Source organism: Acidovorax sp. BoFeN1, assembly GCF_003345135.1.
GTDB lineage: Bacteria > Pseudomonadota > Gammaproteobacteria > Burkholderiales > Burkholderiaceae_C > Acidovorax > Acidovorax defluvii.
On the sequence record NZ_QOZT01000017.1, the window covers coordinates 1 to 20705 of the forward strand.

Annotated in this window: 18 protein-coding genes and 1 tRNA gene; 8 read left to right on the forward strand and 11 right to left on the reverse strand. The window is 64.2% G+C overall.

What is annotated here, in order from left to right; genetic code table 11:
* Window positions 1–280: 280 nt before the first annotated feature.
* On the reverse strand, window positions 281–3073 hold the full coding sequence (polA, locus tag DTW89_RS06325) for a DNA polymerase I (protein WP_114655324.1): 2793 nt from the start codon (window positions 3071–3073) through the stop codon (window positions 281–283).
* A 211-nt stretch (window positions 3074–3284) separates the two neighbouring features.
* Here polA and DTW89_RS06330 point away from each other — a divergent pair, with 211 nt between their 5' ends.
* From DTW89_RS06330 to DTW89_RS06350, 5 genes are all read left to right on the forward strand, one after another.
* Complete coding sequence (locus tag DTW89_RS06330; protein ID WP_111866073.1) at window positions 3285–3704, forward strand: hypothetical protein; 420 nt, start codon at window positions 3285–3287, stop codon at window positions 3702–3704.
* A gap of 150 nt (window positions 3705–3854) precedes the next feature.
* Window positions 3855–4214, forward strand: coding sequence for a hypothetical protein (locus DTW89_RS06335; protein ID WP_114655325.1), 360 nt, complete (start codon window positions 3855–3857; stop codon window positions 4212–4214).
* A 57-nt stretch (window positions 4215–4271) separates the two neighbouring features.
* Window positions 4272–5222, forward strand: a complete 951-nt coding sequence (locus DTW89_RS06340) for a homoserine kinase (protein WP_114655326.1) — start codon at window positions 4272–4274, stop codon at window positions 5220–5222.
* A 100-nt stretch (window positions 5223–5322) separates the two neighbouring features.
* Window positions 5323–6165 (forward strand): BPSS1780 family membrane protein, encoded by an 843-nt coding sequence (locus DTW89_RS06345; RefSeq protein ID WP_114655327.1) that lies wholly within the window; start codon window positions 5323–5325, stop codon window positions 6163–6165.
* 421 nt (window positions 6166–6586) lie between these two features.
* Complete coding sequence (locus DTW89_RS06350) at window positions 6587–8527, forward strand: PhoX family protein (RefSeq protein ID WP_114655328.1); 1941 nt, start codon at window positions 6587–6589, stop codon at window positions 8525–8527.
* Between the two features lie 195 nt (window positions 8528–8722).
* Here the strand turns inward: DTW89_RS06350 and DTW89_RS06355 are convergent, their stop codons facing one another.
* Window positions 8723–9853: an FUSC family protein gene (locus tag DTW89_RS06355; protein WP_114655329.1), complete on the reverse strand. Its 1131-nt coding sequence runs from the start codon at window positions 9851–9853 to the stop codon at window positions 8723–8725.
* 30 nt (window positions 9854–9883) lie between these two features.
* A complete protein-coding gene (locus tag DTW89_RS06360; protein ID WP_114655330.1) occupies window positions 9884–12346 on the reverse strand; it encodes a UvrD-helicase domain-containing protein in 2463 nt (820 codons plus the stop codon).
* Between the two features lie 563 nt (window positions 12347–12909).
* Between DTW89_RS06360 and DTW89_RS06365 the strand changes: the two genes are divergently transcribed.
* Entirely contained in the window at window positions 12910–13887 is a 978-nt protein-coding gene (locus tag DTW89_RS06365; RefSeq protein ID WP_024814333.1) for a GMP reductase, read from the forward strand.
* A gap of 27 nt (window positions 13888–13914) precedes the next feature.
* Here DTW89_RS06365 and DTW89_RS06370 read toward each other — a convergent pair whose 3' ends face one another.
* Window positions 13915–14796 (reverse strand): alpha/beta hydrolase, encoded by an 882-nt coding sequence (locus DTW89_RS06370; RefSeq protein WP_114655331.1) that lies wholly within the window; start codon window positions 14794–14796, stop codon window positions 13915–13917.
* An 87-nt stretch (window positions 14797–14883) separates the two neighbouring features.
* Here DTW89_RS06370 and DTW89_RS06375 point away from each other — a divergent pair, with 87 nt between their 5' ends.
* Window positions 14884–15807, forward strand: coding sequence for an NAD(P)-dependent oxidoreductase (locus DTW89_RS06375; protein WP_406563444.1), 924 nt, complete (start codon window positions 14884–14886; stop codon window positions 15805–15807).
* An 81-nt stretch (window positions 15808–15888) separates the two neighbouring features.
* Window positions 15889–15964, forward strand: a tRNA-Lys gene (locus DTW89_RS06380).
* Window positions 15965–16172: 208 nt separating this feature from the next.
* Here the strand turns inward: DTW89_RS06380 and DTW89_RS06385 are convergent.
* From DTW89_RS06385 to DTW89_RS06410, 7 genes are all read right to left on the reverse strand, one after another.
* Entirely contained in the window at window positions 16173–16700 is a 528-nt protein-coding gene (locus tag DTW89_RS06385; protein WP_114655332.1) for an SET domain-containing protein, read from the reverse strand.
* An 82-nt stretch (window positions 16701–16782) separates the two neighbouring features.
* Window positions 16783–17052, reverse strand: a complete 270-nt coding sequence (locus DTW89_RS19285; RefSeq protein ID WP_147277634.1) for a hypothetical protein — start codon at window positions 17050–17052, stop codon at window positions 16783–16785.
* Complete coding sequence (locus tag DTW89_RS06390) at window positions 17039–17464, reverse strand: DUF5681 domain-containing protein (RefSeq protein WP_269089830.1); 426 nt, start codon at window positions 17462–17464, stop codon at window positions 17039–17041. Before DTW89_RS06390 ends, DTW89_RS19285 begins: the two co-directional genes overlap by 14 nt.
* Before the next feature lie 21 nt (window positions 17465–17485).
* Complete coding sequence (locus DTW89_RS06395) at window positions 17486–17845, reverse strand: VRR-NUC domain-containing protein (RefSeq protein ID WP_114655334.1); 360 nt, start codon at window positions 17843–17845, stop codon at window positions 17486–17488.
* Window positions 17846–17962: 117 nt separating this feature from the next.
* On the reverse strand, window positions 17963–19927 hold the full coding sequence (locus DTW89_RS06400) for an AAA family ATPase (protein WP_236637054.1): 1965 nt from the start codon (window positions 19925–19927) through the stop codon (window positions 17963–17965).
* A complete protein-coding gene (locus DTW89_RS06405; RefSeq protein ID WP_114655335.1) occupies window positions 19921–20406 on the reverse strand; it encodes a hypothetical protein in 486 nt (161 codons plus the stop codon). Before DTW89_RS06405 ends, DTW89_RS06400 begins: the two co-directional genes overlap by 7 nt.
* A gap of 79 nt (window positions 20407–20485) precedes the next feature.
* A complete protein-coding gene (locus DTW89_RS06410; protein ID WP_114655336.1) occupies window positions 20486–20671 on the reverse strand; it encodes a hypothetical protein in 186 nt (61 codons plus the stop codon).
* Window positions 20672–20705 lie beyond the last annotated feature (34 nt).

Below are 20705 nucleotides of genomic sequence, written 5' to 3' on the forward strand. Positions count from 1 at the left end.
GTGGGTGGGTGGGGATTCATCGACTTCAAATTTGATAGCTTGTTGCGCTTGCTGGATAAGCGCTGGAGGCCAAAAACACCTGAAACTTCAGCATGTTGGCTGGTGAGTGGCCGGGATGGCGGGCGGATGGGCCATGCGGCGCCTTGTGGTCCGGTATGGGGTCAGAGCACGAGTTTCGCTGCGCGAAATCGTGATCTGACCCCATACCTGCGCCGTGCCCCGCCCCTTGCATGCGCCGCTCATGCCGCCGCCATTGCGGCAGGCCTGGCAGCGCCGGTGCTCAATGCGCCTTGTCCCAGTTCGGCCCCACGCCCACCTCGGCCAGCAGGGGCACCTTGAGCGCCGCCACGCCGGCCATGAGGCGCGGGATGTGGCTCTTGAGCCAGTCCACCTCGCCCTCGGGCAGCTCGAACACCAGCTCGTCGTGCACCTGCATGATCATTTTGATGGCCGGCTTTTCAGCGTCCAGCACCTGCTGCACCTTCACCATGGCCAGCTTGATGAGGTCGGCCGCCGTACCCTGCATGGGCGCGTTGATGGCGGCGCGCTCTGCGCCCGCGCGGCGCGGGCCGCTGGCGGCGATCTCGGGCAGGTACAGGCGGCGGCCGAACACCGTCTCGACGTAGCCCATGGATCGCGCGGCGGCCTTGGTTTCGTCCATGTACTGCTTCACGCCGGGGTAGCGCTGGAAGTAACGGTCGATGTAGGCGGCAGCGGCCTTGGTTTCGATGCCCAGGTTTTTCGCCAGGCCAAAGCTGCTCATGCCGTAGATCAGGCCGAAGTTGATGACCTTGGCATAGCGGCGCTGCTCGCTCGTCACCTGGTCCAGCGCCACGCCAAACACCTCGGCGGCGGTGGCGCGGTGCACGTCCAGACCGGCGTGGAAGGCGTGCAGCAGCGCGTGGTCGCCGCTGATGTGGGCCATGATGCGCAGCTCGATCTGGCTGTAGTCGGCACTGGCGATCACGCAGCCGGGCGGCGCCACGAAGGCCTCGCGCACGCGCCGGCCCTCGGCCGTGCGGATGGGGATGTTCTGCAGGTTCGGGTCGTTGCTCGACAAGCGCCCGGTAACGGCCACGGCCTGCGCGTAGTGCGTGTGCACGCGGCCGGTGCGCGGGAGGGCCAGTTGCGCGAGCTTGTCGGTGTAGGTGCCCTTGAGCTTGACCAGGCCCCGGTGCTCCAGCAGCTTGGCGGGCAGGGGGTAGTCTTCGGCCAGCTTTTCCAGCACTTCTTCGTCGGTGCTGCGCGCGCCGGTGGCGGTTTTTTTGACCACGGGCATGCCCAGCTTGTCGAAGAAGATTTCGCCGAGCTGCTTGGGGCTGCTGAGGTTGAAGGGCTGGCCGGCGATCTCATACGCCTCGGTTTCCAGCTGAAGGATGCGCTGGCCCAGCTCATGGCTTTGCTGCGCGAGCGTGGGCGCGTCGATGAGCACGCCGTTGCGCTCGATGCGGTAGAGCGCCTCGCTGCTCTGCATCTCCAGCTCGTAGATGAAGCGCAGTTTCTCGTCGGCCTGCAGCAGCGGCCACAGCGCCAGGTGCACGTCCAGCGTCTGGTCCGAGTCTTCGCACGAATAGGCGGCTGCCTTGTCCACCGGCACTTGGGCGAACGGGATCTGGTGCGCGCCCTTGCCGCACAGGTCTTCGTAGCTGATGCCGGTGCGGCCCGTGTGGCGCTCGGCCAGGCTGGACAGGCCGTGGGGCTTGTGCACTTCGAGCACGTAGCTTTGCAGCATGGTGTCGTGCACATAGCCCTGCACTTCGATGCCATGGTTGGCGAACACATGGCGGTCGTATTTGACGTGCTGGCCCAGCTTGTGGCGTTTGCCATCTTCCAGCCAGGGTTTGAGTCGTGCCAGCACTTCATCGCGCGACAGCTGCGCCGGGGCGTCCGGCCCGGCATGGGCCAGCGGGATGTAGGCCGCCTCGCCGGGCTGCACGCTGAAGGAGATGCCCACGATCTCGGCGCGCATCTCGTCGAGCGAGGTGGTTTCTGTGTCCAGCGCCACCAGCTCGGCCTTTTGCAGGCGCTGCAGCCAGTGGTCAAAGTCGGTCCAGTTGAAGATGGTGTCGTACACCACCGGGCGGTGCTGCGCGGCCTCGGCCACGGGGCTGGCGGAGTGGTCGGCGAACAGGTCGCCACTCTCGCCGGGCATGGCCACCACCGGGGCGGGCGCGGCGGCCGGGGTAGTGCCCGCCAGCGTGCGCGCCAGGCCCTTGAAGCCATAGGTGTCGCAGAAGGCCATGAGCGGCGCGGTCTGGGGCTGGCCGATGCGGATGGCGTCCAGCGCGGGCATGCCGGGCACCCAGCCGTTCAGGTCGCAGTCGGTCTTGATGGTGAGCAGCTGGCGGCTGGTGGGCAGCCAGTCGATCGCCTTGCGCAGGTTCTCGCCCACGGCGCCCTTGATCTCGCCGGCCCGCGCCACCAGGGCGTCCACCGAGCCGTATTCCTGCAGGAGCTTGACGGCGGTCTTGGGGCCCACCTTGTGCACGCCGGGCACGTTGTCCACCGTGTCGCCCACCAGCATCTGGTAGTCCAGCATCAGGCGGGCGGGCACACCGAATTCGGCCTCCACCCCGGCCAGGTCGCGCACCTTGCCGCTCATGGTGTCGATGATGGAGATGTGCTCGTTCACCAGCTGGGCCAGGTCCTTGTCGCCGCTGGAGATGACCACGTCGATGCCCTGGCGCGCGGCCGCCACGGCCAGGGTGCCGATCACGTCGTCTGCCTCCACGCCGGGCACGTCGAGCACCGGCCAGCCCATGAGCCGCACCACCTCGTGGATGGGCGCGATCTGGCTGCGCAGGTCGTCGGGCATGGGGCTGCGCTGCGCCTTGTATTCGGGGTAGAGCGCATCGCGGAAGGTGGGGCCCTTGGCGTCGAACACGCAGGCTGCGTAGGTGCAGGGATGGTCCTTCAGGAGCTTCTGCACCATGTTGATGATGATGCGGATGGCACCGGTCTTTTGCACCGTGCCGTCGGGCAGGGTGGTGCTCATGGTTTCGCCGCCCGCGAAGAAGGCGCGGTAGAGGTAGCTGGAGCCGTCCACCAGCAGCAGGGTCTTTTTGTCACTCATGCGGCGATTGTGCACACTCGCTCATCCCCGCGCGGCCTGGGATGCCCGCTCTTGGTTACTGCGCCCGGAAAGCGGCAAAATACGTGTTTTTCTAGCCCGTGCCTGCCTTGGGCCCCTGCGTTGACTGGCGCCGTCAGGGCGCCACCCAGCAGATGGTGCGATGCCCCTGCACCCTGGGCTGGAACATTGCTCAATTTTTAAGGTGATCCCCATGAAGAAAATGCTCGCGTTGTTGATCGGTGCGGTATGCACGCTGGCGATGGCAAACACGGAGTTCAAGAACATCCCGGTGCCAATGCAAAAAGCACTGCGCGGCAACGCGCTCAAGACGGTGCATCTGGACAACGGCGTGATGCGGCTGCAAATGGACAAGCCGGTGATCACCGAACTGGTGTATTCCACCTTTGTCTTTCACAACATCTGCGCCGAACAATGGCACAACCCCGAGCAATTTGCCAAGTTGGCCCTGACGCGGGTGGAGCTGCTCAACGCCACTGGCGCACAGGGCTTTGCCTTTGACGCCCGGGGCAACGTGTGTGAGCAGATGGGGCAGCTGGGCAAGAACTTCGGCACCTTCATCGGCCAGCGCACGGTGCAGTGCGAAGCGGGCACCTGCCCCAAGCACCCCTGATCGATTTTCAAGGCACTGCGGCGGGCCGCCTGCCGTCTGCCCCCAAATAGAAGGGCTTGGCGCCAACCGCAGCATGGCAAGTGCTGCCCCCCGGTTTGGGGCACAAAACCATGCGCCATACCGCCCGCACGCGCCGCCTACAATGGCGCCATGCGCGCCGTTCACCTCTTTTTGCTGCTGGGCCTGGCTGCCAGCCCCCTGCTGGCCCAGACCACCCCTCCAATTGCCCCGCAAGGCAATGCGGACAAGCGTGAGCAGCTCCCAAATCCAGAGCAGATGCAAGGCCGCAACAACCAGCGCACCGAGCGCATTCGCGTGGAAGACGAGGGCAGCCGCGTGGACGAGCTGCGTGTGGGCGGCCAGACCCAGAGCATCACCGTGCAGCCCAAGACGGGCGACATGCCCGAATATGAAGTGCAGTCGCCCGACGGAGCCCGCAGCCGCGCCGGCAGCCGCAACGGCGCCGAAACCAACACCGCCCCGCGCGTCTGGAACGTGATCAAGTTCTGACGCTGCCCCTGGCTGCCCATTCCCTTGTTTTTGTCTTACCCGTTTTTCTTTTGAGCGATGGCCGTTTTTACCGAAGTCTCGACGAATGAGGCGCGCGAACTGCTGCGCCGTTTGCAACTGGGTGACCTGGTGGCGCTGCGCGGCATTGAGGGGGGCATCGAGAACACCAATTACTTCCTGACCAGCGACCAGGGTGAGTTTGTGCTCACGCTGTTCGAGCGCCTCACTGCCGCCCAGCTGCCGTTCTATCTGTACCTGATGAAGCACCTTGCCCACCACGGCATGCCGGTGCCCGACCCCAGGCCCGACCAGAACGGTGACATCCTGCACAGCGTATGCGGCAAGCCCGCAGCCGTGGTGAACAAGCTGCGCGGCAAAAGCCAGCTGGCACCGCAGCCCGTGCACTGCGCCGCCGTGGGCACCATGCTGGCGCGCATGCACCTGGCGGGGCGTGATTACGACCGCCTCCAGCCCAACCTGCGCGGTCTGCCCTGGTGGAACGAAACCGTGCCCGTGGTGTTGCCCCACATTGGCCCGGAGCAGGCCGCGCTGCTGCGCTCCGAGCTGGCGTACCAGAACCATGTGGCCGCTTCATCGGCCTATGCGGCGCTGCCACGCGGGCCGGTGCATGCCGACCTGTTCCGCGACAACGTGATGTTTGACGGCGAAGAACTCACCGGCTTCTTCGACTTTTATTTCGCGGGCGTGGACACCTGGCTGTTTGACCTGGCCGTGTGCCTGAACGACTGGTGCATCGACTTGGCCCAAGGCGCCCACGACGCCACACGCGCCGCCAGCATGTTGAACGCCTACCAGGCCGAGCGCCCTTTGACCGCCGCCGAGCGCGAGCTGCTGCCCGCCATGCTGCGTGCGGGTGCCCTGCGGTTCTGGATTTCGCGGCTGTGGGATTTTTACCTGCCCCGCGAGGCGTCCATGCTCACCCCGCACGACCCCACACATTTCGAGCGCGTTCTGCGAGGCCGCATTGCCCGGCCGGTGCACGCCTGATCCCCTTCACCCCGGCGTCTTTTAGGGTGCTGGGTTAAATTCGCCGCTACCGTCCCGCCACCCACGGCCCGGGGCTCTTTCTGATTGTCAAAACCTTTCCATGAAACTCCACATCGTCCCCGCACGCACCGGCCTGGCCTGGGTCAAGCTTGGCATTCGGGCGTTCTGGCGGCAACCCATGGCACTGGCGGCCCTGTTTTTCATGACCATGGCGGCCATGTCGGTGGCCACCATGATCCCGCTGGTGGGCCCGGCCGTGGCGCTGGCCCTGCTGCCCTCGGCCACACTGGCCATGATGGTGGCTGCTGCCGAGGCCGTGCAAGGCCGCTTTCCCACGCCCGCCGTGTTGCTGGTGGCCTTTCGCACCGGGCGGCAGCACCTGCGCGACATGCTGGTGCTGGGGGCGCTGTATGCGGTGGGGTTTCTCGGCGTGATGGGCCTGTCGGCACTGATCGACGGGGGCCAGTTCGCGCAGGTGTACCTGGGCGGCGCCCCCCTCACCCGCGAGATGGCCGAAACGCCCGCGTTCCAAGGGGCCATGTGGCTTTCGATGGCGTTGTACCTGCCCCTGTCGCTGCTGTTCTGGCATGCACCCGGCCTGGTGCACTGGCATGGCGTGCCGCCAGTGAAAAGCCTGTTCTTCAGCATCGTGGCCTGCCTGCGCAATTTTGGCGCCTTCACGGTCTATGGGTTGGCCTGGATGGGCGTGTTTCTGCTGGGCGGCCTGGTGATCAGCCTGGTGGCGGGCCTGCTGGCCGTGGGCGGGCTCACCTCGGTGGTGGGCGGCATCATGGTGGGCGCGGCCATGATGATGGCGGCCATGTTCTTCACCTCGGTGGTGTTCACTTTCCGTGATTGTTTCGAACCACCCGAAAAGCCCGAGCTGCAAGCCCCGCACGGCAATCCGTCCGATGCGGCACCGGGGCCTGGCGGCACGGTGTAACGAGCGCGCGGCGGGGCAGCCGGCCCCAAGGCTGCGGCAGCAAGCGCCAGTGCAGCCCTTGCCAACGCCCTGGGCCGCGTACCGCGTGCCCTGCCCCATCGTTCGCACACGGTACAGCACGCATCCAGCGCAAGAGCCGCCCGGTACGGTGGCCGACTGGTGCCTGCGCATGGCTTCCTGGCAGCCTCTGCCGCCCTGTGCGGCGTGACAGACACACTGCCTGCGCAGTGCATATACCGCGCGTTAAAACCCGCTGCGGATGACAGTTTGTCACGCAACCGTCAAACGTCTGTCACGGGGCATTTCTAGTATCTGCGGCTGGAAGCAGCACTCTGCCCCGGCACAGCCACACCCGTGGCCGGCGGTGGCATGCGAAGGCGCTCTCTGCTTGTCCGCACACCAACCTGGAAATCTCCCCAAAATGACCCAACCGACGATGCCCACCCGCCGCAAAGCCCTGCAACTGTTGGCCGGCGTTCCGATGCTTCCGCTGGGCGCCAGCGCTTCAGCCGCCCTGCTGACTGCCTGCGGTGGCAGTGACGACCCCAGCTATGTTTCTGCCAGCTTCACGTCGATGGCTGCGCCCACGCTGGCCAATGCAGCGGCCATGGCCACCACGACCGTGGGCTCCACGCTGAACATTAAGTTCAGCGACGACTCGGTGCGCTCGTACCAGCTGGCCTACCAGCCCTTCTTCGTGACGGGCGACATGGTCTCTGACGGAAAAGGCGGCACGACCCTGTCGGGCGGCTACTACGACATCAACAACAAGCCCATCATCGACGCCACGGTGCCAGGCAAGGAGCGCCATTACTTCTCCGACGCACCCGATGGCACCTCGCTGCTGACGGTGGCCAACCCCACGGTCACCGGCCTCAAGGGCAAGGCCGTGTTTGCCGTGGTGCAGTTTGAATACACCACCTGGGCACAAGATGGCAAGACCGGCATGTACGGCAAGCTGCCCTCGCCCATCGCCGTGCTGACGCTCGACCAGGACCAGGCCACCGGCAAACTGAGCCTGGTGAAATACCACAACGTGGACACCTCCAAGGTGCACGGCCTGTGGATCACCTGCGGTGCCAGCATCTCCCCCTGGGGCACGCACCTGTCGAGCGAAGAGTACGAGCCCGACGCATTTGCCGCCCGCAGCGCCAACTTCATGGACGACTTCAGCAAGAACCTGTATGGAGATGCCGCCAAGGCCAACCCTTACAACTACGGCCACATGCCCGAAGTCACGGTCAATCCAGACGGCACCGGCAGCATCAAGAAGCATTTCTGCATGGGCCGCATCTCGCACGAGCTGGTGCAGGTCATGCCCGACAATCGCACCGTGCTGATGGGCGATGACGCCACCAACGCCGGCTATTTCGTGTTCGTGGCCGACAAGGAAAAAGACCTGTCGTCCGGCACACTTTACGTGGCCAAGGTAGGTAGTGGCTTCTCCATCGATCCCAAGGTCGGCACGGCTGCCCCGCTCACCTGGATCAAGATGGGCTCGGCCACCAGCGCTGAAATTGAAAAGCTGGCCAGCACGCTCAAGCCCACGGACATCATGACCATGGTGAAGGCGGACCCGAACGACGCCAGCTACACCAAGATCGTCGCCAACGGCAAGACCGAGTGGATCAAGATCAATGCCGGCATGGAAAAGGCCGCCGCTTTCCTGGAAACCCACCGCTACGCCGCCTACCTGGGCGCCAGCACGGGCTTCTCGAAGATGGAAGGCACGACTGTCAACATCAAGGACAAGGTGGCCTACTCTGCCCTGCAGAATTGCCGAGACTCCATGGTGGCCGGCAACGCGTCGAACGTGCCTGGCAATGGCATCTCCATCCCCAAGGCCCTGAATGCCGGCGCCGTCATGGCGCTCAACCTCAAGGGTGGCCAAAAGGACACGGCGAGCGCTGCCATCAACAGCGAATGGATGCCTGTGGACACCAAGGCGCTGCTGGCCGGTGAAGACATCACCGCCGATGCCCTGGGCAACACCGCCAACCCCAACAACATCGCCAACCCCGACAACCTGAAGTTCTCGGAAAAGATGCGCACCCTGTTCATCGGCGAAGACAGTGGCCAGCACGTCAACAACTTCCTGTGGGCTTACCACATCGACACCAAGCAACTCTCGCGCATCATGTCGATCCCTGCGGGCGGCGAAGCCACCGGCCTGCACGCCGTGGACGAGATCAACGGCTGGACCTACATCATGAGCAACTTCCAGCACGCCGGTGACTGGGGCGGCATCCACAACGTGGTCAAGGGCCAGCTCGATCCTCTGATCAATGCCAACTACAAGAACAAATCTGGCGCCGCAGTGGGCTACCTCACGGGCACGCCAACCCAGATGAAGCTGGGCTGATCCGCTGACCAGATACGGGCATGCGCTGCATGCCTTGCACGCAAAAGGCGGGGCCAAAAGCCCCGCCTTTTTTCATGGGCGCAGCACCGCAAGGGGCTACAGCCAAGCGCAGCAGTGGGGCACCATGGCTAATGAATTCAGCAGAAACAGGGCGATAGCCCAATCAATTCAGAAGCACCCGAAATTCAACCCAGCTCAGCCCGCCTTGCGGCGATGTCGGTGCAGGTGCGCGCGGTCATCCACACTGGAGAAGACAACGGCAAACACGATGCCCAGCGCCGCGCCCAAAATGGTGTCGAGCACGCGCTCGACCGGCATGCTCGCGACCACCGCGGGCGATGCCAGGTACGTCATGAGCAGCGCCATGGGCGTCACGGTGATCTGGCCAAGCGCGTAGTTGTAGCCAATGATCACCTCGGTCAGAAACTGGAACAGCACGATCGCAGCCACCACCACCCAGAACGAAGGCTGCTGCGCCAGCATGGCCCACACAATGAAAGAGCCCACGACGGTCCCCGCCATGCGCTGCAATGCGCGGTTCATGGTGACATGCAGGTGCCCGCCCTGCATCACCGACACCGCACCAATCGCCGCCCATGCGGGATGGTGCCAGCCGGCCATGAAGGCAATCCAGGCCGCCAACCCGGCACATGCGGTGATGCGCACGGCCGCAATCCACTGGTGCGACCAGGGGGGCACATGCACGGGCGGCAAGCGCAAAGCATTGAGTTCAGGGGCGCGCCACCGGTCCGTCACCAGGCAAGTCCCTGCCGCCATCACGCCACCGAAGAGCGTGGCCAGCAACCGGGCCAGCACCTCGGCGCCACCGTCCACGGGGTGGTAGGCCGCCCCGGCCGCAAACACGATGATCACGGCCCCGGGCCCGCCCAGGCTCCACCACGACACCGCCACGGTGGACGCGCCGGCCACCAGGGCCAGCGCCAGCACCATCATCCACGGCAGCGCGCCAGCCCACGATGCGAGCGAGGGCACCAGCACCCCCAGCGCCAGCAGCAGCGCACAGATCACGACGATGCGCATGCGCCGCTGCACCGTGGAAAAGCGCCCGAACAGGGCCGCCAGCGCACCGATCGAGGCGAACCCCACCATTTCGGGCCAGGGCGAGAAATGCGTGACCACGATCGCCAGCAGCACGGCCAGCGCAGACTGAAGGCCCGCAATGGCAAAGATGCGCAGCGAAGGCGGCGCGCCCAGGGCCATGCTCTCCCGCCACTGCGCCGGGCTCACCAGATGGCGCGCCGATGCGCCGTGCGTGGCACTGCGCTGACGCCGGCGCTTTTGGGACGAATCGCCGGGTTCAGGCATGGAAGTCTTCATGGCAGGCGGGGGGCGCGTTCACTCCACCACCGTCAGCTTGGCCACGGAGAGCGCCAGCCACTTGGTGCCGTGGCGCGGAAAGCTGACCTGCGCCCGCGCATCATCGCCAGTGCCCTCGATGGCCAGCACCTTGCCCTCGCCAAACTTGGTGTGGAACACGGCCAGGCCTGCACGCAGGCCGTGGGACGGTGCCGCCTTCTGCACCGGCACCGGCGGGCTGGCAAAGGTGTCCGAATTGAAGCCAAATTGGCCTCTAGCGCTTGAAGAATAAGGACTAATTGCTCCTGATTTAGGAGCAAATGAGCCAAACCCCTGCTGCTTGGGCGTAATCCACTTGAGCGCGGCCTCGGGCAGTTCGTCAAAGAACCGGCTCTTGACGTTGTAGCGCGTCTGGCCGTGCAGCATGCGCGTTTGCGAGTGGCTCAGATACAAGCGCTTGCGGGCGCGGGTGATGGCCACGTACATCAGGCGGCGTTCTTCCTCCAGGCCGTCGCGGTCGCTGGCCGAGTTTTCGTGGGGGAACAGGCCCTCTTCGAGGCCGCCGATGAACACGCCATCAAACTCCAGGCCCTTGCTGGCGTGCACGGTCATCAGTTGCACGGCGTCCTGCCCGGCCTGGGCCTGGTTGTCGCCGGCTTCGAGCGCGGCATGCGTCAGGAAGGCGGCCAGGGGCGAGAGGGTTTCGCCAGTGTCGATGTCCACGATGCCGGGCACTGCGGGCGAGAGCTGCTCATCCAGCACCGGCGCGTTGGGGTCCAGCCCCTGGCTCACCGGACTTTGCGTGCCCTGCCCCAGCGGCGTGCCATGCTCATCCAGCGGCAGGGCCACCGCGTCGCGGCCAAAGCCCTCGTGGGTGACAAAGCTCTCGGCAGCGTTGACGAGTTCTTCCAGATTCTCGATGCGGTCGGCGCCTTCTTTTTCGGTACGAAAGTGCTCCACCAGCCCGGTGGATTCGAGCATTTGCTCGATGATGCCGCGCAGGTTCAGCCCCTGGGTTTGCTCACGCAGCACGTCGACCATGGCCACAAACGCGCCCAGGTTGGCGCCCGCCTTGCCTGGCACGGCGCTCACCGCGTCGTGCAGCGAGCAACCGGCGGCGCGGGCGGCGTCTTGCAGCACCTCGATGCTGCGCGCACCAATGCCGCGCGGCGGAAAGTTGACCACGCGACTGAAGCTGGTGTCGTCGTGCGGGTTCTCCAGGAGGCGCAGATACGCCAGCGCGTGCTTGATTTCCGCGCGTTCAAAAAAACGCAGGCCGCCATACACACGGTAAGGCACACTGGCATTGAACAGGGCCGATTCGATTACGCGGCTTTGGGCATTGCTGCGGTAAAGCACGGCGATTTCCTTGCGCTCGAAACCATCGCTCTTTACCAGCTGCTTGATCTCATCCACCATCCACTGCGCCTCGGCCAGGTCGGAGCTGGCCTCGTACACGCGCACCGGCTCGCCCGCGCCCTGCGTGGTGCGCAGGTTTTTGCCCAGGCGGCGGCTGTTGTGGCTGATGAGGGCGTTGGCCGAGTCGAGAATGTTGCTGTAGCTGCGGTAGTTTTGCTCGAGCTTGATCTGGCGCTGCACATCAAATTCGCGCACAAAGTCGGCCATGTTGCCCACGCGCGCGCCGCGAAACGCATAGATGCTTTGGTCGTCATCGCCCACGGCAATCACGCTGCCGCGCGCCTCAAAACGCCCGCCCACCTCGTTGCCCGCCAGCTGCTTGAGCCAGGCGTACTGCAGCTTGTTGGTGTCCTGAAACTCATCGACCAGCATGTGCTGAAACCGGCGCTGGTAGTGCTCGCGGATGGGGTCGTTGTCGCGCAGCAATTCGTAAGAGCGCAGCATCAGCTCGCCAAAGTCCACCACGCCTTCGCGCTGGCATTGCTCTTCGTACAACTGGTAGATCTCGACCTTCTTGCGCGCATCGCTGTCATGCGTGGGCACATCGCCGGGGCGCATGCCTTCTTCCTTGCAGTGGGCAATGAAGTAGGCCAGCTGCTTGGGCGGAAAACGCTCGTCGTCCACGTTGTGCTGCTTGCACAGGCGCTTGATGGCCGAGAGCTGGTCTTGCGTGTCGAGGATCTGGAACGACTGCGCCAGGCCTGCCGCCTTGTGGTGCGCGCGTAAAAGGCGGTTGCACAGGCCGTGAAAAGTGCCAATCCACATGCCGCGCACGCTGACGGGCAGCATGGCCGACAGGCGGGCCACCATTTCCTTGGCGGCCTTGTTGGTAAAGGTCACGGCCAGAATGCCGCCGGGCGTGGCATAGCCGTTTTGCAGCAGCCAGGCGATACGCGTGGTGAGCACGCGCGTCTTGCCCGAGCCGGCGCCAGCCAGGATGAGCGCGTGGCCCGCAGGCAGGGTGACGGCGGCCAGTTGCTCGTCGTTCAGATTGGCCAGAAGGGGCGATGCTGCCGAGGCAGCACCGGCGTGTGGGGGCACCAGGGCATCTGGTGCGCCCGAAAACGGGTCTTGTGGAAACATGCAGCCATTGTAGAAAGCACCCCGCCGCTGGGTATAGCCGCAGGGCCAGTAGGGCCCCTGCGAATGACCTGGGCGCTGGCATCGGCCCCCAACGGGGTGTGATCATGCGTGCTGGACAGATCGAATGATCACGGTCACCTTGCGATAAAAGTATTAGCAAAAACAGGCTCTAGCGCTTATGCAATAAGCGCTTGCAGCTATATAAAGCAGAGCACTTCTACCACTTGCGAACAAACCCTGTGCGCATTGCCCAGGGCGCCCGTCCGGCCCACTGGCGTGTGTGCGGCGGTGGGATGGGGCCCGAGGCGCAGCGCCCCGCCGTGGGTGCGGCGCATTGCGACGACCGGCACAGCCCGGCAGCAGGCAGGGGCATTCCGGCAAAGCCGCGCGCGGGTAGAATCAATCACCGGGCCCAAGTTTCTTGACGTCCGGTTTTTTTGTGCCTGCGCTCAGCAGGGTTCGGAGCGGCCACCACGGCCCCGTCCACACAACCGGTCGCCAGGCCAAGCGCCCACCGCAGTCAAAATTGTTTGGCTGCGTCCCTTGATGGAGCTTGGAATCTCATGGAAATCTTCGACTACGACAATGTTTTGCTGCTGCCCCGCAAGTGCCGCGTGGAAAGCCGCTCGGAATGCGACGCCAGCGTAGAACTGGGCGGGCGCAGCTTTCGCATCCCGGTGGTGCCCGCCAACATGAAGACGGTGGTGGACGAAAGCATCTGCACCTGGATGGCGCAAAACGGCTACTTCTATGTCATGCACCGCTTTGACCTGGACAACCTGCAGTTCGTGCGCGACATGCACGCCAAGGGTTGCTATGCCTCGGTCTCGCTGGGCGTGAAACCGCCCGACTACGCCACCGTGGACCAGCTGGTGGCCGAGGGCCTGTGCCCCGAGTACATCACCATCGACATCGCCCACGGCCATGCCGACAGCGTGAAAGCCATGATCGCTTACCTCAAGCAGCACCTGCCCAAGGCCTTTGTGATTGCTGGCAACGTGGCCACGCCCGAGGCCATCATCGACCTGGAAAACTGGGGCGCCGACGCCACCAAAGTGGGCGTGGGGCCAGGCAAGGTGTGCATCACCAAACTCAAAACCGGCTTTGGCACGGGCGGCTGGCAGCTCAGTGCGCTCAAGTGGTGCGCGCGCGTGGCCACCAAGCCCATCATTGCCGACGGCGGCATCCGCAGCCATGGCGACATCGCCAAGAGCATCCGCTTTGGCGCCAGCATGGTGATGATCGGCTCGCTGTTTGCGGGCCACGAAGAGTCTCCCGGCAAGACCGTGGAAGTGGATGGAGAACTGTTCAAGGAGTACTACGGCTCGGCCAGCGACTTCAACAAGGGCGAATACAAGCACGTGGAAGGCAAGCGCATTCTCGAGCCCATCAAGGGCAAACTTGCCGACACACTCATCGAGATGGAACAGGACGTGCAAAGCTCCATCAGCTACGCGGGCGGCACCCGGCTGATGGACGTGCGCAAGGTCAACTACGTGATTCTGGGCGGCGACAACGCGGGCGAACACCTGCTGATGTAGGCCACCCATCGGGCTGCGGGCGCGTGTTCAGGCCCGCAGCAGGTTCAGGGCCATGTGGTGCAGGTCATGCCCGGGCTGTGCCAGCGCATCGAGAATACTGAAATGGTTCAGCCCGGCCAGCACCTGGTGGCGCGGCACGGCGCGTGAGCCCCAGGCGTCCCGCAGCAGCCGGGCCTGCCGCAGGAACTCGGCGCTTTCGTCGCCACCGACCGCGCTGTACACAATGCCCTGGCTGGGCGCCTGCAGCCTCGCCGGGCTGGCTTGCAGCACATGCTGCGCGGTCAGGTGCAGCACCGACTGCAAAAATGGGGTGTGCATGATGGGCTCCAGGTCGTGAATCCCCGAGATCGAAAGCGCGTTGCGCACCAGCCCGTCCGGCCATCCGTCGCCCAGCAGCGGCCACACGCTTGTCAGCAGCATGGCCGCCAGTTGCCCACCTGCGGAATGGCCTGCCACCGTGATGCGGCCAGGGTCACCTCCATGGCGCTCAATGTTGCCCCACACCCAGCCCAGCGCCCTCTCGACCTGGCGCACGATCTGGGGCACCGTGACGGGAGCCTGGGGCGTGCCGGGGCACAGCGCATAGTTCACCATCACCACGCAGACTCCCTCGCGTGTGAACGCAGGCGCCAGAAAGGAATGCTCAGACTTGTCGAGTGCGCGCCAGTACCCCCCGTGGATGAAAACCAGCACCGGGGCCGGCGAGCGGCCCGGCACGTGGGGCGCAAAGATGTCGAGCGCCTCACCAGTGCCGCTGCCGTAGGCAATGTCCAGCGCGCACGCCCCACTGGTGCGCGCCAGGGCAGACGCGTCGGCCCAGCGCTGCAGATAATCCACGTGGTCCGGCACCAAGGCCCGGTTGTTGTACATACGCTCCAGCCAGGCCGGATCGTGGTGGGGGAAGTTCATGGCGCGTCTCCTTGTGCGTGCCATCATCCCGGCATATTCAGCACACTGCAAGCTCGCTGACAGGGAGTGGCAGTGAAAAAGCCCATGATGGCGGCAGACAAAACAGCTTCCAAGGATGCGCCCATGACCACCACCCCGCCGCTTCGCGTTGCCGTCCTCGGTATCGGCATGATGGGATTGCCCATGGCCCGACGCCTGTGCGCGGCAGGCCACCAGGTACGCGCCTGGAACCGCACCCGCGCCAAGGCCGATCCACTGGCGTCCGCTGGCGCCACGGTGCACAACACACCCACAGACGCCGTGCGCGATGCCGACTTTGTCATCAGCCTTCTGGAGAACGGCTCGGTGGTGGACCAGGTGCTTTTCGGGCTGGGCACGGCGCAAGCCATGCGTGCAGGCGCCCTGTTTATCGACATGGCCTCGATACAACCCCGGGAAGCCCGCGACCACGCGACTCGCCTGGAGGAAATGGGGCTGACCCACCTGGATGCGCCGGTCTCCGGCGGCACGGTGGGCGCCGAAAACGGCACCCTGGCCATCATGGCAGGCGGCCGGCCGCAGGAGTTTGCGCGCGCACAGCCCATCTTTGCCATCTTTGGACGCGCCACCCATGTCGGCCCCCACGGCGCGGGCCAGCTGGCCAAGCTGGCCAATCAAATGATCGTGGGCATCACCATTGGCGCGGTGGCAGAGGCACTGCTCTTTGCCGCCAAAGGCGGCGCCGACATGGCCAAGGTGCGAGAGGCCATCAGCGGCGGCTTTGCTGACAGCCGGATTCTTCAACTGCATGGTCAGCGCATGGTGGACCGCGACTTCGCTCCACGTGGCCGCATGACGGTTCAACTCAAGGATCTCGACAACGCCCTGATCACCGCCCAGGAAATCGGCTTTGATGCCCCCATCACGGCGCTTTTTGAAGCGCTGTACAAAGATGGCGTCGAACACGGACTGGGCCAGCTGGACCACAGCGGCTTGTTTGTCGAGCTGGCCAGCCGCAACGCCATGCAATAATTTTTGTACCAGCTTGCCAACGCCAGAATTTTTGGTGCATAATTCGAGGCTCAGCAGCAATGCTGACAGATTAAAAAGTTTGGGTTCTTAGCTCAGTTGGTAGAGCAGCGGACTCTTAATCCGTAGGTCGAGTGTTCGAGTCACTCAGGACCCACCAGACTAGCCCGCACGGGCAAACGAAACCCTGCTATCAAACCGGTAGCAGGGTTTTTTGTTTTGGGTTTCCGTCCGTAGCTTGTAGGCAATCTGTAGGCAAGTTGCCCGAATGCAGCCCCCAGCACCAGACAAGAAAAAACCCGGCGGGTTAGGCTGGGTCTGTTCGGGTGTGGCTGTGGTGCCATCAGTTGGCCATCAGTCTCTGCTTGTCATCGTTCTGGCGCGCCGTCAAAACTCGCCAGGTTCACGGCAAGCACCTGCCGATAGTTCAGCAGCACCTCAGCGCCAGCAGGTATCTTACGGATGCACACCAGAAGGATGTCAGCACCAGACGCTAAGGCCTCGGCGTTGGGCTCTGGGTGGTGGTTGGTGTACCTGCCTGCGGGCGTCCTCATGCCAAAAAACCTAGCAGGCGCAATTAACTCGCCGTACTCGATGCCACGGGTAGCGAATAAACCCAGCCCGTGCAGCGTCGAAGGCCTCACCTCCACAGGCCAGGGCCCCGGCGGAAACGGCACCTGGTCGCGCTCATCGTGAACTTGAGCATTCATCAGGTCGCGGTCAATCTGCATCTCCGCAATGAATGCTTCGAAGTCTTTTTGGCTCGGTCCTTCAGATTCCAGTCGATAGTCAATATGCCTAGCGACATCTTTGATAGCGGCAACATTCTTTGCTAGCTCCATCATCCGCGCCTCACGCTCAAGGTCGTCAAAGTCATAGCGCTCTTGGTTCTGCATGGCATCAATTACTTTGTTGCGATGTGCCAATCATTGATTGGCGCCCGCGAAAGGTCAAACACTCCCCCGCTGCGTGGCGCTGCTATGCCCCACGCGGCAGCCGGTTGCCAGCCATCAGCAAAGCACAGCCCGGCCTGTTGCGCGTCACCTCGCGGGATGCCCGGTCTATTAGCTCTTGCTCAGTCTCTCCAGGCTGGCGCGTCCATCGCTGGCTTCCATTCTGGTCATGCAGTTCCTGTAGTTCTTCATCAAGGTGTCCAGGCGCCAGGGGCCTTATGACAATGGTTAACGGCCCCTCATTCATTGAAGCCCCTTTTTCGAGTTCGGCAATTCTCTTTTCAAGGCTTTGCATTCTTTTCCTCCAGCACCTCGATACGGCGCGCCAGTTCGTCAATCTCAGTCACGCGGGCCAGCGTACCAATGGCACCCAGCAGCGCGGCACCTTGTCCGGGTGCAAGCTCACCAGCGGCCACGGATGCCAGCACGGCGCGTCCTTGTTGGGTTAGGGTGCCATCGGGCAGGCTCAGGGCTTGAGACTGTTCAGCGGCCTTCAATGGGGCTATGGCACGCTCCAGCAGCAGGCGGGCGGCTCCCACATCGCCATCAAGGGCGCGGGCCATCATCGCGGCCAGTAGTTCGGGCACGCGGTCTGCAATAGCGGCTCGCAGCTTTGCCACTTCACCCGTCCCAGCCGGGCGGCCCTTTGGGTTTCCAGACTGGCCCGGCTTCCATGCAGCGGCGGGCGGTTTTCTTCTTGTCGCCATCGGTGTTCCTTTTGTGCTTTTTCAGTTGTTGAGTTGTTCGCGCACATCGCGCAGGTCACGCGCCACAAAGGCCACGCCACCAGCGGCACGGATACGCGCCAGGAATAGGGCTTGCTCGGGGCGCAGGCGTCCGGCCTGGGCTTTCACTTCCACACCCAGCAAGCGGCCATCCTTCAATTGCCCCAGCACATCGGGGCAGCCCTTGAACCCAAAGCGGATAAAGCGGCCTTCTACCTTGGCGGCCCCGCTATTCATGCGCTCTGCCCATGCCACGGCGGGATGCGTGCGAAGGGCTCTCAAGACTTCCACCAGGGCGGCAGCTTCGGGGCGGCGGTTGGTTCTGGGTGTCTGTTGTTCCAGGCCGAAAAGGTCAGCATTCATTGCCAAACCTCCCCACCGAAAAAATCACCGAACTTCCACCCCCTATATATAGGGGGCGGTGAATTTCGGTTACGGATTTCACCGAAAACAGACGGAACGGTGAATTTCGGTTATTCATCACGCCAGCCATAGCCACCCCTCATTGCAGCCAACAACCCCACGGGCCACCAGTCCAGTGATTGCCTCTCTGGTGCGTGTTGCGCGGCGGTCGGTCTGGCATGTCAGCTTTGCAGCGCCAGCAGATACAGCGGCCTCCAGTTCAATGCAGGGGCGCAGCGGCGGGGCTCCGGGCTTGCCTGTTTGCCCGTCCTTGAACATCGGGCGCAGGGCATCCAAAATCACCCGCTGGTTTCCACCCTGGGGCAGCTTCACGGCGCGCACATCCTCCACGGCGGTATCACGCACCACCACGCAGCTTGTAATGGCCTCCCCGGTCGGTTCAGTGCCCAGCACCTCCACGGCCAGCTTGAACGGGCAAGCCTCGCCATCAATGCCATCCTTGGATTTCGCCACCTTCCATTCCCGGCGGTCGCCTTCGCGTGAAACTTCGATTGCGGCATCCATTGCAGCGAATAGCGAACTGTGCCCACGCAGGCCAGCGGCGGCATTCTTTCCCGTGTGGTGAACCAGCACCACCAGCCCACCGGTCAGGGTTTGCAGGGTCTTTGCTGCCTCCAGAATCTCGCCCATGTCGCGTGAACTGTTTTCGTCGGCAGTGGGCGCGGCGCGGTTCAAGGTGTCCACCACCACCACAGCACCATCGGGCACCACGGCGGCAAGGTCTAGCACGTCCTGCCCATCGGTCAGCTTGAACGGTTGCAGCATCATGCGCAGGCCATCAGGCAAGGCCCGGCCCCGGCTCACCTCCCATGCCTGGGCACGCAGCTTGAACCCGGCTTCGCCCTCCAGCGCGGCATACACCACGGGCGCGGCTTCCACCCGGCAATCAAACCAGCGTTGCCCCTCGGCAATGGATGCGGCCATATCAAAGGCCAGGAATGATTTACCGGATGCGCTCGGGCCATACAGCGCAGCAAGCCCCACGGCAGGCAGCACACCACGCACACGCCACGCCAGCGGCGGCAGGTTGCGCAGTTCATCAGCCCCCAGCAGCTTGTAACGGGGCTCAGGCTTGGGCGGCTCTGTCGCTGCCTCCAGCAGCGCGGCTAAAACGTCGTGCCCTTCACGCTGTGCCAAGTCGTTTGCGTCGAAGTTCTGCGCCTCGCCCTGGGGCATGTAGGCCACGGCGCAGCCCACGGCCTGGGCAATCTCTGCGGCGCTTTCCTCTTTGCCCACGTCAGGCACCAGCACCAGACGGGCGGCGGCGTCACGCTGGCGCAGGGCTTCGGCCACCTTGCCCACATTGCCCCAGCCAAAGCACGCCACGGCAGGATGCCCGGTAGCCTGCCAGCAAGCCCATGCAGTGCCCACACCCTCGCACAAAGCCACGGGCGCACCGGGCACCAGCGTGCCCACGGTGAAGGATGCCCCGGCCATCGGCGCACCGGGCAGGTTCATTTTTTTACCGGCACCGGGCGGCGGTATCAGTTGCAGGCTTTGCAGCCCTTGCGGGCCATAGGCAGGCACCACCAAAGCCCCGGCCATGCTCTGCCCTTGAATGCGCAGGGCGTCGCCACCGGGCACCACGCGCAGGGCATCCAATGGCACCCCGGCGGCGGCCTTTGCTGTGATGTAGCCATGTGCAGCGGTTGCCGCTTCGCAGCGGTTCCACACCTCAGCAGGGCTCATGCCTGGGGCGGGCTTGCGCTGGGGTTCTGCGGCCTTCCTGGGGGCTTGCACGGGCCTTTGCTGGGGCTTGCCTTCACCCATGCGCCACCCATGTTCAGCGGCCACGCGGTAAAGGGTTCCAGCTCCCACACCCTTACCCGGTTTGATGCTGCGCCACACATCGCGGGATGCTGCGGCGTCGTAGTTGCCAGCCCCGGCGCTCCAGGTGTCGAAGGTGTCGAAGTCCACCCCGGCGGCATGTGCGCCCATGCCCACCTTCACCCATTCATCGCGGGGCAGGTCGGGCGGGATGGCGTGCAATGCGTCGATTGCTTTTGCGGTGTCGGTCAGCACGCAGCCCCCCCATTTACAAACAAGTCGCCTTGACCCGGCGGGGTGTGGCGCTTGCGTGCGGCATTCATGCGGGCGGCCTGTGCCTGGGCCTGTGCCGCTTTTGCGCGCAGTGCAGCACGGTCGGCGCGAACACTGGCAATCCACGGGGCAGCACCAGCAGCGCGGGCGCTTTGGATAACGTTGTGCGGCAGGCTGTAGGCTTTGACCGTCACCACGCGGCCATCGTTGCAGCCTACGGCGCGGTCGTTGGCTTCGGTCGGTACGCCATAGCTTTCGGCAAGGTAGTGAACATGCGCGGCAAGGCGCGTAGTGCTCACCTCGAAAACGCCATCCATGCCGGTCAGCACTTCACCAGACAGCATGCGCGCCAGAATCTCGGAACAGGCGGTATTGGTGCGGGCCGGGAAGGTGAAGGGTAGAATTTGCGCACCTTGCCGGGTAGCGCTCGATACTGTTTTTGCGGTGTCGGGCGTTTTCATTTTGCAGCCCTCCCACGTTGAAACCAGCGTGACGGGGCAGCGCACCACAGCGCCAGCAGCAGGCGATTGATAAAGGCGCTCATTGCTTCACCTCCACCAGTGCGGCCAGCGTCAGCAGCTTTGCAGCCACGTCGCGCAGGCCAGCCGGGCCAATCGCTGCATAGGCGCTCAGGCCCTCGGCATCGTTCAAGGTGAACAGGCGGCCCGTTGCAGCCTCGAACATGATTTCGCCCATGCCGTCAGGGTGTCGGTACAGCGCATCCATTTACGCCACCCCCAGCACGCGGCGCAGTTCCGAA

Coding starts and splice junctions, on each gene's coding strand:
- polA (WP_114655324.1), bottom strand. CDS start 3,073: ATGAGTGACAAAAAGACCCTGCTGCTGGTGGACGGCTCCAGCTACCTC.
- DTW89_RS06330 (WP_111866073.1), top strand. CDS start 3,285: ATGAAGAAAATGCTCGCGTTGTTGATCGGTGCGGTATGCACGCTGGCG.
- DTW89_RS06335 (WP_114655325.1), top strand. CDS start 3,855: ATGCGCGCCGTTCACCTCTTTTTGCTGCTGGGCCTGGCTGCCAGCCCC.
- DTW89_RS06340 (WP_114655326.1), top strand. CDS start 4,272: ATGGCCGTTTTTACCGAAGTCTCGACGAATGAGGCGCGCGAACTGCTG.
- DTW89_RS06345 (WP_114655327.1), top strand. CDS start 5,323: ATGAAACTCCACATCGTCCCCGCACGCACCGGCCTGGCCTGGGTCAAG.
- DTW89_RS06350 (WP_114655328.1), top strand. CDS start 6,587: ATGACCCAACCGACGATGCCCACCCGCCGCAAAGCCCTGCAACTGTTG.
- DTW89_RS06355 (WP_114655329.1), bottom strand. CDS start 9,853: ATGCCTGAACCCGGCGATTCGTCCCAAAAGCGCCGGCGTCAGCGCAGT.
- DTW89_RS06360 (WP_114655330.1), bottom strand. CDS start 12,346: ATGTTTCCACAAGACCCGTTTTCGGGCGCACCAGATGCCCTGGTGCCC.
- DTW89_RS06365 (WP_024814333.1), top strand. CDS start 12,910: ATGGAAATCTTCGACTACGACAATGTTTTGCTGCTGCCCCGCAAGTGC.
- DTW89_RS06370 (WP_114655331.1), bottom strand. CDS start 14,796: ATGAACTTCCCCCACCACGATCCGGCCTGGCTGGAGCGTATGTACAAC.
- DTW89_RS06375 (WP_406563444.1), top strand. CDS start 14,884: ATGGCGGCAGACAAAACAGCTTCCAAGGATGCGCCCATGACCACCACC.
- DTW89_RS06385 (WP_114655332.1), bottom strand. CDS start 16,700: ATGCAGAACCAAGAGCGCTATGACTTTGACGACCTTGAGCGTGAGGCG.
- DTW89_RS19285 (WP_147277634.1), bottom strand. CDS start 17,052: ATGCAAAGCCTTGAAAAGAGAATTGCCGAACTCGAAAAAGGGGCTTCA.
- DTW89_RS06390 (WP_269089830.1), bottom strand. CDS start 17,464: ATGGCGACAAGAAGAAAACCGCCCGCCGCTGCATGGAAGCCGGGCCAG.
- DTW89_RS06395 (WP_114655334.1), bottom strand. CDS start 17,845: ATGAATGCTGACCTTTTCGGCCTGGAACAACAGACACCCAGAACCAAC.
- DTW89_RS06405 (WP_114655335.1), bottom strand. CDS start 20,406: ATGAAAACGCCCGACACCGCAAAAACAGTATCGAGCGCTACCCGGCAA.
- DTW89_RS06410 (WP_114655336.1), bottom strand. CDS start 20,671: ATGGATGCGCTGTACCGACACCCTGACGGCATGGGCGAAATCATGTTC.